The organism is Sorangium sp. So ce302, assembly GCF_051530145.1.
GTDB classification, from domain to species: domain Bacteria; phylum Myxococcota_A; class Polyangia; order Polyangiales; family Polyangiaceae; genus Sorangium; species Sorangium cellulosum_B.
Window position 1 is genome coordinate 12,407,395 of the sequence record NZ_CP150326.1, and the last position, 14,539, is coordinate 12,421,933.

Sequence of the window (14,539 nt, forward strand, 5' to 3'; positions counted from 1 at the left end):
TGGAAGGGTGCCTGCGGGGCTGGAGGGGTGGAGTCGCTGCGAGAGATCCGGAGTCCTGGGCGGGAGGGCGGGAAGGCTGCTGGGGGCCTCTACCGCGCGGCGCTCGGGTCGAGTCCTGTCTTGGTCTAGCGTGCAGCCTTGTGAGCGGATGCCCACCCCCGGCCCGTGCTCGGCGCTCCGCGCCTGCGCGCGGTCCGCCCCTCCCAAATCGCGCGCTCCGCGCGCTCAGGGAGGGGTGCGCCGTCCCGCATATCCAGGTGGGAACCTGAGAGGGAGAGCAGGCGGGCAAGTCGCGTCAGGACGTGATGCCCAGCAAAAAGAGGGCGTCGGCCCAGAGCGGCCACAGCGTGCGGTACGGGTGCGTCGCCAGCACCACGCCGCCGCTCGGCAGGCGCCGCACGTGGTAGGGGGCGTGTTGCTCGAGAAACCGGACGTGTTTGCGCGTGGTGAGGTCCACGTCGTGCGCGGGCGCGCCCTCTGCGATTATCTTCATGACCTCGCGGGCATAGGGCTCCACGGCGCACCATTCATCGTCCGGGAGCGCGGACGCCTCAAGCGCGTCGAGAAGCACTTCCGGTGCAGTATCAACGGCCCGTAGCACTGCTTCCCGCGAGACCTCAGCGCCGCCTTTGACTGCGATGCGCGCCCCGTGCGGAGCAGCGTCGACGCGCGCACGCAGCGCGTCCATCGACAACCCCGCGGCGCGTTCCACCTTGTCGCCGTCGTGCAGGTGCACCCACGAGAGAGCTAGATCACGCACGACCTCCGTGGCTGTCGCGTGGTAGGTCGCGCCGATTTCGATCGGGGCGCCCCAGTGCCCGAGCTTCGTACATCCTCCGGTCGTTACGCGCCTGCTCGCGCCTGGCGCGCATAGGCGGAGCAGGAGATCCTCCACGTCCTCTTGGACAACGAGTGACGCCATGGCCGCCTCAATCTCGACCGATCTCGCGTTGGCGAGCAAGCCGACGGGCAGGCGAAGCGGGAGCAGTTCCTCCTTGTCGAACGGCGACATGCCGAGAGGACCTGAGGCGCCGCGGCGGAGCTGCCCGTCGCCGCAGCAGTGGCCGCTGAAGCCTAGCCCACGTCCGGAGCTTAGCGTCACGCCGAAGGACGCCCAAGCGTACGCGTCCGTGCCGAACTGGGCATGCAGCGTCGCAGCGACTTCGTCAATAGGAATCTCATCATGCCATGTCGAGAATATCGACAGGCTGCTACAGAACCGCCACGGGTGAACGAGAGCCGACAGCGCCGCTGCAAATGCGTCGATTCTATCCGACTCGTCACACCACGCGAAGAACGAAGGGGTTGATTCCCTCAAAACCCGCTGACCGCTTGACTCGCTCATATCTCGATGATCCTGACAAAATGCTTAAACCCTCTCCGGAAATCTGAACGGTCTTGCCTGTGGCCTTGTCGAATAAATAGCCATTCTTGATAATCTTGTTGTGATCGTCGAACGCCACGCCCTTCTTGATGATCATCTCGACTCTTGTGATGTCGCCGGCGAGCCCCTTCTCTTTCAGCGCCTTCAGAGCGTTCGTCAACTGTTTGATCGCTTCCTGGACGTGCGTCCCACTTTTCGCCTCGCTCACTGCCAGTTTGTTCCCTCGGGTCACCGTCACAAAATCGGGCGCCTTCGCGATGTCGCTGTAGGGAGGAGCCGTCCTCGGTATACCCAGCACCGTGCGCACGCCGTCGTCGCCAACGCCGATCAAGGCCCGCCCATCGTCCAGTAGGAACTTGGCCGCTCTGCGCTCGAACGCGTCGATAAACTTGGTGGTGACCGCCCCGCGCAGCGTCTTGTATGATGTGCGTCGGGGTGCGCGCAGTGCTGTCGCGAGCTCCTCGCCCATCTGCGCGATCTCCTCGGCAACCCGAATCGCATCCGGCGTCAGCCCGCCGGCGCGACTGACCGCGCGCCACATCGGCCCGATCGCCCCGAGCCCGAACCCCACCCCCGAGAAGATCCGCTCCTCGTCGCTGAGCTCCTCCCCCGACGGCAAGCACCACGCCTTCCCGGTGACCGCCTCGCACAGGTCGAGCGCCGGCCCGACCACCGGCACGAACCCGACCCCGATGCGCGTCGTCGCATGCACCAGCGTCTGCATCACCTCCGCGTACGCCTCGAACCCCTCGGCGACCGTCGACATCGCCCCCGCGAACGCGCTGATCGTCTGGTAGAGCTGCGTCTGCTCCAGGTCGAGCCCGCCCCCCGTCCACAGGTTGAGGTTGTCCTTCATCTGGTCCGCGAGCGCATCGAACCGTGGCTTCAGCACCGTGTCGACCTGCGCCCGCAGGTCCGCCGGCACCGGCGTGTCCACGAACCAGTCCGACGCATCCATGTACCGCCGCACGACCGCCGTGATCCGGTTCTGCGCCTTCAGGAACGCGTTCGTCTCCGCCAGCGACACGCCCATCCGGTCGCGCAGCGCGATCTCCAGCGCCGCGCTGTTGGCCCGCCACGCCCGCACGTTCGCCACGAAGTCCGCCCGCGCGACCACCACCCCGCCGCTCACGTCGGCCTCCAGCGCCGCGATCACGCCGTCCGCATACGCCGCGTACGGGTCTCTCCCCTCCTCGAACGCCCCCTCCACCTCCGCGATGTCCGGCACCTCGACCCACGGCACCTCGCTCTCCCCGAGCGCGTACGCCCACGGGTCGTCCGGGTTCCACCCCTCGGCGCGCGCGTCCTGCGTCGCGAGGTCCGCCACCTCGTCGGCCTGCGCGCCGAACTCGTCGATCAGCCGCGCGAGCTCGTCTTCCAGGTCGCTGACGCTCTTCTTCAGGTCGTCGACGAGCTGCTCCATCGCCGCCCGCGTCTCCGCGTCGACCACGTCCTTGTACCGGTCGAGGATCGCGTCGAGGTCGGTCCGCGAGATCTCGTCCAGCGGCCGGTTCACAAGGTCGTGCAGCTCCAGATCGAGCTGCCGCAAGAGGTCCATCCTCGCCCGGAGGTCGGCGACCTTGGCAGCGTTGCGGAGGATGGATTCCATCAGCTTCCCGATCGCGACCTCCAGCTCCGCGATGTCGCGCGCGAGCGCCGGGTTGACCTCCGCGAGGCTCAGGTCCACGTCGGTGTCGCCCTCGAATCCGGTCCCATCGCGGCGGACGTCGAAGAGCGGCTTGTTGAGCCCGAGCGGCTCCGAGACGAGGTGCACCACCTCGTGCGCATGGGTACACCAGTCGCCGCCGTTCACGGTGTGAACCACGAAGTGGAACCCGTTCCTGCCCGTGTGCAGCAGCACCGAGTCGAACTCCGCCTCGAACGTGTTGTTCTGGGCGCCGTCGGCTTCGAGCTGCAGCGCGTCCGGTGCCGAGTACGTGGGCAGGGGCGTCTGGTTCACCTCGAACAGGGCCTCGCCCTCATGCTCCAGCTCGGCAATAGCGCACGAGGTCACGTCCTGGCGCTGGTTCCAGCGCAAAGTGTACGGCGTGCGGCTGCCGGCCCATGCGAACGACGGCGCCAGCACCGCCAGCATCGTGACCAGCGCGACGAGCTTCTGGAACGCGGCGGCGTTCCGGCCGCGCATCGCGGCGAGCTGCATGAAGACCGAGGCGCTCCGCCCGCGCAGCACGACATTCTTGGAGCTTCTCATGTCCCCTCCGCCCCGCGCACGGCGGCGTCATACGCCATCGCAGCGCCCTTCACGTCGCCCGCGTCGAGCCTCGCCTGCGCTGCGTCGAGCTCCGCCGCGGCCATCCCCTGCTCCCGCAGCGCCGCGAGGCCCGCCGCGATCTTCTGCGGCAATCCCGTCCTGAGCTCGGCCTCCGCGGCGTCGAACTGCCCTCGGAACGCCGCGCACCCCGCCTCTCGCCACGAGGATGCCGCCGCCTCGCAGAGCGGCCGCATCTGCACCAGCGCCACGAGCTCCCCGCACCGCTCGGCCAGGAGCGGCAGCCCGAGCCGCTCGCTCACCGGCGGCGCCGCGGAGAGCGTCGCGACCCGCGCGCGCGCTCCCTCGCCGAACACCTCCGACGCCTTGCGGCTCCGCGCCCGCGCGATCGCCTCGCGCGCGCCCTCGTCCCTCTGGAGTGCGACGAGCGCCTGCCGGCGCAGCGCGATGCCGCCGAGCAGCGCCGTCGCCGTCGCGTCGCTCCGGCCGACCCGCCGCTGCACATACCCGAGCATCGCATTCAGCGACCGCAGTGCCCCCGACGTCATGTCCGGCGGCGCCGCGCCATGCGTCGCAAGGAACTCCCTGTGCGGCGTGAGCGCCTCCTCCGACGAGACAGCGAGCGCCTGGAGCTCCGCCGACAGCGTCATCACCTCCGCGGCGAGCTCGCTCGGCGCGCGGCTCGCCTCGCGCGCCGCCGCGAGCACCGCCTGCTCCACGCCGTCGAGCTCGTCGATCATCGATCGCGATGCCTGCGCCGAGAACGCCGCGTACGCCGCCGTCTCCGCCGCCTCGGTCGCGCGGTAGGCGGCGAAGCGCGCGGCCGCGCCCGCGTACCTGGATTGCAGCGGCGCGCCCTCGTCCCTGGCTCGATCGAGGATGGCCTGCACGGCAGCCATCGCCTGCTTGTCCGCCGCGATCGCGGCGATGAGCGGCTCCCTCTCGGCGCTCGCCTTGCCGGTCATCGCCTCGTTGAAGTTGTCGGCTGCATGGATCGGCTCTGCCTGGAGGGCCTCCTCCTGGCTATCCCTGATGAGCCGGAGCAGCTTACCGAGCTCGCCATGGAGCGTCGCCCGGAGCGACTCGGCGTGCTTCTTCTCGCCGCGAACATAGGACACGACCCGATCGATGGTGTCGAACCAGGCCCCGAGCTCCGCCTCGTGCGCGATGAGCTCGTCGGGCGTCACGCGACCCGACCACCGCGCCCACATGAATATCGGCAGCTCGCCGTCCGCCTCGGCCTTGCTCCACGCGCTGGCCGGGCCCTCGCTCGCGTCGACGCAGTGCTCGACGACGCCGGTATTCGGTATCGCGCAGATCCTCCCGCTCAGGGGCTCCTCGCGATCCCACAGGCACCCGGGCGCCATCGCACCAAGCACCAGGGCGGCAAGGGCCGCCGCAACGATCGTCACCAATCGCGCCATTCTCATCTCATTGCCTCCACCCCGCGACTTTTCTCGCCAAAGCACGCTCGCCCGCACGTTCTCCAGGTGCAAGCGTCCTCACGAAAGCGGTGGGACATTGCTCGGCCGAGGAGCACGCCCTCGAGCGCCATGTCGTCCGTCGTCAGCGCACGGACCGTCGCCGGACGGGGGAGGTGTCTTCCGATGCATCCGACGGGAGTTCGTGGTGACGCCAGCGCCGTCCACCGAAGCGCAGGGGACGCAGGGACGTGTGGGGCTCGACGCAGCAGCCGGTCCACAGGCGACGAGCCCAGGGCGAGACGACGCTGGAGCCGCTCCGCGGGCGACGTGCCCGGGGCGAGACGACGCTGGAGCCATCAGAAAGGCGAGGTCCGGCGGCGCCGGGGCCGCCGATCGCTTCGGAAGGGCTGCGCCCGCGGCGACGCCTGAGGGGAACGGTTCAGAGCGCGCTTCGCCGCGGGATCATCGCGTTTCCCGGCCGTGGCAGCGCGATCTGGGGAGCGTAGGGGCCGCTCTCGGGCGCGGCCGGCGGTCAGTCGCCTTCGAGCGGCGGAGGCGATTCGGGCGAGGCGGGCTCCTCGGGGGGCAGCGCGTCGTCCTCCTCGGCTGCGGTCCGGCCGGGCCTGCGGCCGGAGGGGCGCACCTTGGCGGCGAGATCCTCGAGGCCGGCGAACGTGAAGCTCGCGGCGAGCAGCGTGGCGCCCTGGCCGAAGCTCTTGTCGCTCTTGCGCATGGCGTTCTGCTTCGCGCGCAGCGTGGCCTCCTTCTCGCGCTCCTCGGTCGCGACCTTCGCGAGCGCCTTCTTCAGCGCCGGCAGCTCGGCCGCGATCTCGTCGGCGAGCGCGGCGCGATCGAGCTTCATCGACGCGCGCCTCGGCTTCGGGAGCTTGATCTCCGCGTCCCGCAGGGCGCTCGCGACCCGCTCGCCGGCCGTGACGAGCACGGAAGGATCCTCGGCGACGGCCCCGTCAAGCAGCAGCTTGCGCAGGCCCGCCGGCCCGAACGCCGCGTCGACGGCGGCGCGCCCGTCGACGAGCACCGAGCGCAACCGGGCGGCCGCCTCGTCGCGCGCCTCGCGGGGCGCGGCGTCGTCGGCGAGCTCGCGCTCGTGCGCGTCGTCGGCCGCCACGAGCGCGGCCGTGTCCGTGGCGAGCCGGCGCGCGACGAGGCGCATGAGCAACGCCACGTCGGGCATCTTCTCGCCGGACCTCAGGCAGGGCGCGAGCTCGGCCGCAATCCCCTTCGCGATCTCCTCGGCGTGCGTCTCGGCCGACGCGGCCACGGCGCGGCTGGACTTGTCCCTGTCAGTCACCAATTTCGACGCCATCCATCCCTCCTTGTCGGGGAACGCGGCCGGAACGGCCGCAACATGGCCGACAGGCTCGTTGATCCGCGAGCGCATCGCAAGAGCCGGCGAGAGCCGGAACGATGCTCACCGCTGCCGGCTAGAGCTCCTCGGAGTGCGCGGCGCCGGGAGGCTCCGCGATCGCGACCCGTGGTTCGATCTCTCTCCACCTTTGCACCAGCGCTGGGTTCACCTTCCTTCGCCCGCTTTCCGCCAGCTCCGGCGTCGTTGTCCTACCCGGTGTTTCCGGGGGGAATGGCTCCCCCACCACGCCTCGGTATCGACGCCAACCTGCTGCTTTCGTTACGCTTCCGGATCCAGCCCATGACTCGTCCCGAAGATGCTGCCCGGAAGTGGCTCGCGACGATCGGTGGAAGGCGAAGTATGAGGAGCCGCAGACGCCGAGTACGAGCGAATTGCCACAGGTTCCGGAAGGATGGGCAAGAACTTGCCTCGGGCAGATCACGAGCTTGGTCACGAGCGGGTCACGCGGCTGGGGGGATCGCTATTCCGATGTTGGTCCGTTTTTGGTTCGCACACAGGATATCAAGACCGACCGTCTGGTGCTTGAAAACGTGGCGCGTGTGGATCTGACTGGAAGCGAGGAGGGAACACGTACACGCGTCAAAAAGGGCGATCTGCTCGTTACCATCACTGGTGCCAATGTTACGAAAACAGCTAGTGTAGTCATGGATTTGGGGGAGGCATACGTAAGCCAGCACGTTGGGCTCGTTCGGCCGATTCTGGTCGAGAGCGCCGCGTTTCTCCATGCCTGGATCGTGTCACCCACGCACGGGCGTCGGCGGCTGGAGCAAGTTGCCTACGGAGCGGGAAAACCGGGGCTCAACCTCGACAATCTTCGCGAACTCCCCATCGCGCTTCCACCCCTCTCTGAACAGCGTCGCATTCTGGCCGAGATCGATCGCCTCCTCTCTGTCGCTGAGGAAGTCGAGCAAGCCGTCCGCGCCCAGCTCACTCGCGCCCAGCTCCTCCGCCAATCCGTCCTGAAGAGCGCCTTCGAGGGCAAGCTCGTCCCTCAAGATCCGAACGACGAGCCGGCGAGCGCCCTGCTGGATCGGCTTCGCGCCGCGCGCGCGACGGCGCCCCCCGCGAACGGCGCGGGCAGGACCTCCCGCAGGGGCCGCGCTAAGGTGGTCCAGGCGGACGAGGGAGGGCTCGACGATGGGTGAACGATCCAGGACCACGAAGCGCGCCGCGTCCGGCAGGCAGTTCGACGGCGCCCGGCACGTGATCCGTTTCACGGGCGAGGAGGTCGCGACGCAGCGTGGCCCTTTCCTGCGCGACTTGCTCGACATCCTCGTCGACGGAGCCCAGCAGGCGACGCGCCTGCAATCGACGGCCGCAGCACCGCGCCGGGCACGGCCACCCTCGAAGGGCTCGGCCGCCTGTTCCGCCATGGCGTGGACAGCATGGAGCTGATCAACGGCCGGACGCTTCGTATCGACCCGGGAGGCGTCGAGGCGATCCGCGCGCTGCGCCAGCGAACGCCGGAGGACCGACGCGTCGTGATCGGGGGCAAGCTCGACGCGATCCGTCACGGCGATCGCTCCTTCACGCTCGTCCTCACCTCGGGTGAGACCCTGCGAGGCCTCGCCGCCGAGTCGATGGATCCGGCGGACCTCGCGAGGCTCTTCGGCCAGCCGGCGATCGTCTCGGGCATCGCCAAGTTCCGGCCCTCTGGCAAGGTGCTGCGCGTCGAGGCCGAGCGCATCGACCCGGCGACGGGCGACGTGGCGGCCTGGTCGACGATGCCGCGGCCTCTCGACCTGCCAGTGCACCTGCACAGGTTCCATGTGCCGCAGGGGCCCGGCTCCGGCGTCGCAGCCATCCTCGGTGCGATTCCGATGGATGACACCGAGGAGGAATTCCATGCAGCGCTGGAGGAATTCTTCTCGTGACGTGCCGGAGCGGCCGGTTCTCCTCGACACGGATGTGGTGCCGCAGCTGGCCGCTAACGCCTCGGTCTCGGCTCGCGCACCACGTCGAAGGTCACAGCGTAGTGCGGCGGAGCCTGCTGAGTCGAGGAGACCGCGACTGGCAGACACCGAGCGGCATAGGTGGTGCCATCGCCCTTCTTCGTCTCCTCGGACATGGCGTACCCCGTACAAGCCGCCGACATCCGTATCGACGGCATCACCTACATCCCGGATCTCTACGAGTCCCGCCGCAGGACGTAAGGACATGGCCAGCGAAAGTCACAAAATGAACAAGAGGCAATGCCTCGGAGCTGCCGAAGCACCTCCTTGGCCGAGCCTCCGAGGGTCATCGTGCAACAGCATCCCCTTTCGCGTCAAGTGGACAAGCGGCCCCGTCTAAAGCCGCGTCCCGCGAGCCGAGACACCCAATGAGCAACCCCTCCGCCCAGATCGTCCAGAAGCTCTGGTCCTACTGCAACGTCCTGCGCGACGACGGCCTCTCCTACGGCGACTACGTCGAGCAGCTCACGTTCCTCCTGTTCCTGAAGATGGCGCACGAGCGCACGCAGCCGCCGTGGAACCACAAGCCGTTCATCCCGGCAGGTCACGACTGGCCCGCGCTGCTCGCCAGGGACGGTGACGCGCTCGAGGTCCAGTACCGCAAGACGCTGGACCACCTCGGCCGGCAGCCGGGCATGCTCGGGGTCATCTTCCGCAAGGCGCAGAACAAGATCCAGGACCCGGCGAAGCTGCGCCGCCTCGTCGCGGATCTCATCGACCGCGAGCAGTGGACGACGCTCGACGCCGACGTGAAGGGCGACGCCTACGAGGGGCTGCTCGAGAAGAACGCGCAGGACACCAAGGGCGGCGCGGGACAGTACTTCACGCCGCGCCCGCTCATCCAGGCCATCGTCGAGGTCATGCGCCCGGGGCCGACGACACGATCTGCGACCCGGCCTGCGGCACGGGCGGCTTCCTGCTCGCGGCGCACGACCACGTCGTCCGGACGCACACGAGCCTCACCCGCGAGCAGAAGAAGCACCTGAAGCTCGGCGCGCTCCGCGGCGTCGAGCTCGTCCCCGGCGTGACCAGGCTCTGCGCGATGAACCTGCTCCTCCACGGCATCGGGCCGAGCGCCGACGAAGGGCAGCCGCCCATCGAGACCCGGGACAGCCTCGCCGCCGATCCGGGCTCCCGCTACTCCATGGTCCTGACCAACCCGCCGTTCGGGAAGAAGTCGAGCGTGATGGTCCTCACGGAGGAGGGCGATGAAGCCCGCGAGGCGCTCACCGTCATGCGCGAGGACTTCTGGGCGACGACGAGCAACAAGCAGCTCAACTTCGTCCAGCACGTGAAGACCATCCTGGCCATCCATGGGCGCGCGGCCGTCGTCGTGCCCGACAACGTGCTCTTCGAGGGCGGGGCAGGGGAGACGATCCGCCGCAAGCTGCTCCACGACTGCGACGTTCACACGCTGCTCCGGCTCCCCACAGGCATCTTCTATGCGCAGGGCGTGAAGGCGAACGTGCTCTTCTTCGACAAGAAGCCCGCCAGCGAGAAGCCGTGGACGAAGAAGCTCTGGGTCTACGACCTCCGCACGAACCAGCACTTCACGCTCAAGACCAACCCGCTCGCGCGCGCCGATCTCGACGACTTCGTCGCTTGCTACAAGGCCGGTGAGCTGCACAAGCGGCGGGCGACGTTCTCCGAGAAGCATCCAACCGGGCAGTGGCGAGCCTACGACTATGCGGAGCTCATCGCCCGGGACAAGTGCAGCCTCGACGTCTTCTGGCTGAAGGACGAGAGCCTGGAGGCCTCCGAGAACCTGCCGGCGCCGGACGTGATCGCCGGAGAGATCGTGGAGGACCTGCGGGCCGCCCTCGAGCAGTTCGAGACGGTGGAGGCCGATCTGAGGGCGCGAGCGTCGGCCGGGAGCACCTCGCCGTGAGGACCTCCCTTCGTGACCCCACCCGGTCCGTCCCCCGGGGCGTCCCCTCTGTGTGACCGCTCGCGACCGCTGAGCTACCCTGCCGCCGTCGCCGTCCTGCACCGTCAACGAGAGTGTGCTTGGGGTGCGTGGCGCCACGGCCTGCGGACCGGCCGCGGGGTCGAGGTGGACGCCGGCGAGCGCGCGATCGCGGCACCTCGCGGGCTTCTACTCAGCCACGCCTGGTTGGTCGGCTTCAACGGGGCCGCCGCCTGCGCGGTGGAAGGTGGCCGACTTGAGGAAAGGGAAGCGTCCGGACAGGTAGGCCCCTACCGCCGCGCCCCGCGACAGGGCAGGCTGATCTCGGCACCACGCGGCGTTACACTCCCGGTCAAAGCCGCATAGACAAGCGAGTTCATCCATGGAATCCAGCCCGAACAGCGATCTCTATGTTGCCGTTATACTCTACGAGTCTTGGTCGCCGGACCCATCGTACACCCCCATGTACGAAGAGTGCTTCGCGCTGGTGCGCGCCGAAAGTGAGGAACAGGCACGCGCGCGCGCCGAGCAACACAGCCGTGCGCATGAAACGTGCTTCAACAATGTTCTAGGGCAGGAGATTCACTGGAAGCTGAAGCACGTTGTGGATGTAAGCCGTGTTCTTTCGGACACTCTTGATGACGGCGCGGACATCTACGCGCGACACTTCAAGAGCTATGAGGCTTACCACGCGTTCGAGCCGTTGCTCGGCGGCAGGTTCGACTGACAGATGAATTGCAAGGGGGTGGAGCGTGCGCAGGGCCGTCATTGTCGGGATTGTGCTCTCAAGCCTATTGGGGATTCTTGCGCCGATTCCGCCCTTGTTCGGTCCCACGCTCGCGCTGGCTCAGAGCTGCAACACGAACGAAAACCTCGACGATATTGCGATGTTGTTCATCGGCAGATGTTGCAAGGGATCCATTCTTCGTGAGTTCCCAGGTCAGCTACTGTGGACAACGATCCGAGAGATCCGACGTGGAACAACAGCGGACCACAAGAAGGCTTAGAAGCTGCTGAACGACCGTCGTTTCAGGAGGTAGCTCGAGAGGCGAAGGCTAGCGCACCGAAGCGTAGGTGATCACCGGTGCGACCAGGACGATCGCATCCACGGCGGCAAGCGCCCACGACAGGGAGATAGTGTGGTGACCTTATTCAGGAAACCTCCGAGAACCTGCCGGCGCCGGACGTGATCGCAGGAGAGATCGTGGAGGACCTGCGGTCCGCCGTCGAGCACCGCACCTCTCACCACCTCTCCCGCTCCGGTCCACGCAAGCGGCGCCTTCCCGTCCTCGGCCCACCTCGCCGTAGCTTATTCAGCCGCGAGCCGGCTCACCGTCTTGCCGCGCAGCGCCCGCCACGCTAGCGCTAGCGCCCCCACGTCGTGGCGCGTTTCTCCCGGCTCAATCGCATAACGGCCGCCAGGGAGCTCTTTCGCAGCCTGCTCCGTTCACGCTACACTTATCCTTCTCTGCTCTCTGAGGAGTCGTGAGACTGATGGAATCTGCCCCCAGCGTGTTGCTCGGTGAGCTCTTCGCCCGTTCTGCCGATCTGCTCTTCATCGCCTCGGCCGACGGAGCGCTGCTCCACGGGAGCGGCGGACTCCGCGAGGCGCTGGGCCCCGGGGTCGAGGGGGGCGCGCTCCTCGCGGATCTCGCGCACCCGGACGATCGCGCCGCGCTCTCGGCGGCCTGGTCGTCGCTCCTTCACAGGGACGAGCCCGTCTCGTTCAGCGTGCGCCTGCGCGACGGCGGCGGCGCGTACCGGCCGCTGTCGTGCAGCGCCAGCCGGTCGTCCGACCGAAGCGCCGTCCTCGGCTCGCTCCGCCCGGCGCCCGCGGCCGCGCCGTTGGCCGCCGCGACGCCGATGACCGACGGCGAGCTGAGCACGCTCCGGCTCAAGGCACGCATCCTCGACGGCCTCGCCGAGCACGTGGATCCCTTGACGATATGGGCGCTCGACCGCGACGGGATCTACATCTATCAAGATGGCAAGGCGGTCGCGAAGGCGGGGTTGACACGGGGGCAGTACGTCGGGCGCAGCGTGTACGACCTCTATGCGGCCACCCCGGAGGCCGCCGCCGAGATGCGGAAATGGTACGACGGCCAGGTACGCCGCGGTCGCAGCGAGGCGCACGGCGCCGACTGGGACACCTGGCTCATCCCGCTCCGCAGCGAGCCCGGCGGCCGCATCGACGGCGTGCTCGGGGTCTCGCTCGACGTGTCGGACTCCAGGCTCGTCGAGAAGGAGCTGCGCATCCAGCTCGACCAGATCGCGGCGCAGCAGAAGGTGATCCGCGATCTCTCGACGCCGATCATCGAGGTCTGGGACGGCGTGCTCACGCTCCCCATGGTCGGCACGGTCGACAGCGTCCGCACGGCCGAGGTCATGGACAGCCTGCTCGCGCAGATCGTCGAGAAGCGGGCGCGCTTCGCCATCCTCGACCTCACCGGCGTCGAGGTCGTCGACACCAGGGTCGCGAGCCACCTCATCCAGCTCATCACCGCGATCCGCCTCCTCGGCGCGGACGGCATCGTCGCCGGCATCAAGCCGACGGTCGCCCAGACCATGGTCGCGCTCGGCCTCGACCTCACCCAGCTCAACACGCAACGCAACCTGCGCGCCGCGCTCAACTACGCCATCCGGGCCATGACAGGCGCCCAGGGCGCCTCCTCCGCCGCGAGCCCCGCGCCCGGCAAGAAGCCAGCTCCCTGAGCGGCGTCATCGAGGCGGCTCACTCGTCCACGAGATCGAAGACGATGCCTCCCTGCGTCTTGATCCGGTGAGTCGACCGGTTCGCGCTGTTGACCGGAGAGGGCGTCAGCGGGTTGGGCGCGGCGCCCACGATGACCGGCCGATCCGGGTCGCCGTTCACGAAGGCGATGAGCACCTCGGTCCCCGGCTTGAGCGGGAAATGCGTGCCGTAGTTCGCTCCAGCGTGGTTCTGGAGCATGCGCACCGGCCTGGACGACACGCCGCCGGCAGCCCCCGTATCGAACAGGAACCGGACCATGTACCTGCCCTGATCGTCGATCTGCGCGTCGTTGCCCCCGCCCCCCGGCCCGGCGTCGACGATCCCCGTGACGACGCCGCCGATCCGGGGCGTCGGCGTGACGCGCGGCGGCCGGTACGTGTTCTTGCCCGGGATCGCGCGGAAGGTGTTCACGTAGCGCCGCGGCTCGTCGCCGCCGCCCTGGCCGCCGGCCGCCTGCGACGCGCGGTGCTCCACCTCGACGAAGAGCAGCTCGAGCGACTCCAGGCTCGGGTGCCCTTCCAGCACCGAGCGCCCGCCCGCGCCGATCGCGCACACCGAGCTCCTGCCCGCATACACGAGCTGCGTCGCCTGCCGCTCCTCGGCCCGGACCTGCGCCAGCGCCTTCCCCTCCGCCGGCGTCTTGTAATGGCCGCCGTACTCGACGATGCCGCCCGCATACCCGGTCGAGAGGACGTGCTCCGACGTCAGATCGAGCATCGGTTGCCGGTAGTTGTAGTCGCGGGCCACATACACGCTCGGCACGAGCCGCGATCTCGCCTCGAGCTCGAAGACGTCCCGCGTCTCGCCGCGCTCGCGGAAATGGACGGACTCGGCGCCGGCCGCGGGGTTGAACCCACCGCCGTCGGTGAAGACCATCGTGTCCTGCCCGTCCTGGTGCTCGAAGAAGAAGCTGATCCCGGCGTGCTCGGCCAGGCGGCTGATGAAGGCGAGATCGGTCTCCTGGTACTGTACCGTGAACTCCCGCGGCGGGTAGGTGCCCGAAAGCCTGAGCTCCACGTCGCTCCCGCTCAGGCCCACGAGCTCGAGCTTCTGCTGGATGAGGTCCGGCACCGCCTTGTTCATCGAGATCTCGGTGGTCTCGACCAGCGTCAGCCGGAAGGCGCGCGGGACGATGTGCAGCCGGTACGCGCGGTAATCGCGCAGGTTCCCGAGGAGGTCGTGGACCTCCGCGATCATCCCGTGGACGCGCCGCAGCTCGACCCCGTCCTGCTCGAAGACGATCGCGACGCTCTCGCCCGTGAAGGTCTGTCCGTCGACCCCGGCGTCGCTCGGACAGGCCACCTCGACGTCGAACGTGAAGAGCTGAGAGATCGCCTCGCGCCCGGACAGCCTGTTCACCTGGAGGAGCTCGGACGAGAAGCCGGAGAGCTCGAGTCGAATGTCTAGTGAATCGGATCGGGTGGTCATCGTCGCAGCTCCATCCTTCGTGCCGTGGGAGAAGATCTCCTGCCTCGGGGCGCCTCGCGCGCGGGCGCCCCTC

At 68.5% G+C, this 14,539-nt stretch carries 10 protein-coding genes and 1 pseudogene; 6 read left to right on the top strand and 5 right to left on the bottom strand.

Annotation, left to right across the window (positions count from 1 at the left end):
• Positions 1-295: 295 nt before the first annotated feature.
• The 4 genes from WME73_RS46925 to WME73_RS46940 all read right to left on the bottom strand — a co-directional run bounded on the left by WME73_RS46925 (position 296) and on the right by WME73_RS46940 (position 6,365).
• Positions 296-1,345, bottom strand: a complete 1,050-nt coding sequence (locus WME73_RS46925; RefSeq protein WP_437742788.1) for a hypothetical protein — start codon at positions 1,343-1,345, stop codon at positions 296-298.
• Positions 1,281-3,596, bottom strand: a complete 2,316-nt coding sequence (locus WME73_RS46930) for a hypothetical protein (RefSeq protein WP_437913848.1) — start codon at positions 3,594-3,596, stop codon at positions 1,281-1,283. The genes WME73_RS46925 and WME73_RS46930 overlap by 65 nt, the downstream gene beginning before the upstream one ends.
• Positions 3,593-5,038: a hypothetical protein gene (locus WME73_RS46935; RefSeq protein ID WP_437913849.1), complete on the bottom strand. Its 1,446-nt coding sequence runs from the start codon at positions 5,036-5,038 to the stop codon at positions 3,593-3,595. Before WME73_RS46935 ends, WME73_RS46930 begins: the two co-directional genes overlap by 4 nt.
• Positions 5,039-5,570: 532 nt before the next feature.
• Complete coding sequence (locus tag WME73_RS46940) at positions 5,571-6,365, bottom strand: hypothetical protein (protein ID WP_437913850.1); 795 nt, start codon at positions 6,363-6,365, stop codon at positions 5,571-5,573.
• 371 nt (positions 6,366-6,736) lie between these two features.
• On the opposite strand from WME73_RS46940, the gene WME73_RS46945 reads away from it, so the two are divergent.
• The 6 genes and pseudogenes from WME73_RS46945 to WME73_RS46970 all read left to right on the top strand — a co-directional run bounded on the left by WME73_RS46945 (position 6,737) and on the right by WME73_RS46970 (position 12,998).
• Positions 6,737-7,573 carry a restriction endonuclease subunit S gene (locus WME73_RS46945; RefSeq protein WP_437913851.1) on the top strand — a complete coding sequence of 279 codons (837 nt, stop codon included), beginning with the start codon at positions 6,737-6,739 and terminating at the stop codon, positions 7,571-7,573.
• Complete coding sequence (locus WME73_RS46950) at positions 7,566-7,823, top strand: hypothetical protein (RefSeq protein WP_437913852.1); 258 nt, start codon at positions 7,566-7,568, stop codon at positions 7,821-7,823. The genes WME73_RS46945 and WME73_RS46950 overlap by 8 nt, the downstream gene beginning before the upstream one ends.
• Positions 7,814-8,302 (top strand): hypothetical protein, encoded by a 489-nt coding sequence (locus WME73_RS46955; RefSeq protein ID WP_437913853.1) that lies wholly within the window; start codon positions 7,814-7,816, stop codon positions 8,300-8,302. The genes WME73_RS46950 and WME73_RS46955 overlap by 10 nt, the downstream gene beginning before the upstream one ends.
• 446 nt (positions 8,303-8,748) lie before the next feature.
• Positions 8,749-10,268, top strand: a pseudogene (locus tag WME73_RS46960) (N-6 DNA methylase).
• 400 nt (positions 10,269-10,668) lie between these two features.
• Positions 10,669-11,013: a DUF4288 domain-containing protein gene (locus WME73_RS46965; protein WP_437742801.1), complete on the top strand. Its 345-nt coding sequence runs from the start codon at positions 10,669-10,671 to the stop codon at positions 11,011-11,013.
• A gap of 767 nt (positions 11,014-11,780) precedes the next feature.
• The gene (locus WME73_RS46970; protein WP_437742802.1) at positions 11,781-12,998 is read left to right on the top strand and encodes an STAS domain-containing protein; all 1,218 of its coding nucleotides are present in this window, start codon (positions 11,781-11,783) and stop codon (positions 12,996-12,998) included.
• A gap of 19 nt (positions 12,999-13,017) precedes the next feature.
• Here the strand turns inward: WME73_RS46970 and WME73_RS46975 are convergent, their stop codons facing one another.
• Entirely contained in the window at positions 13,018-14,466 is a 1,449-nt protein-coding gene (locus WME73_RS46975) for a type VI secretion system Vgr family protein (protein WP_437913854.1), read from the bottom strand.
• Positions 14,467-14,539 lie beyond the last annotated feature (73 nt).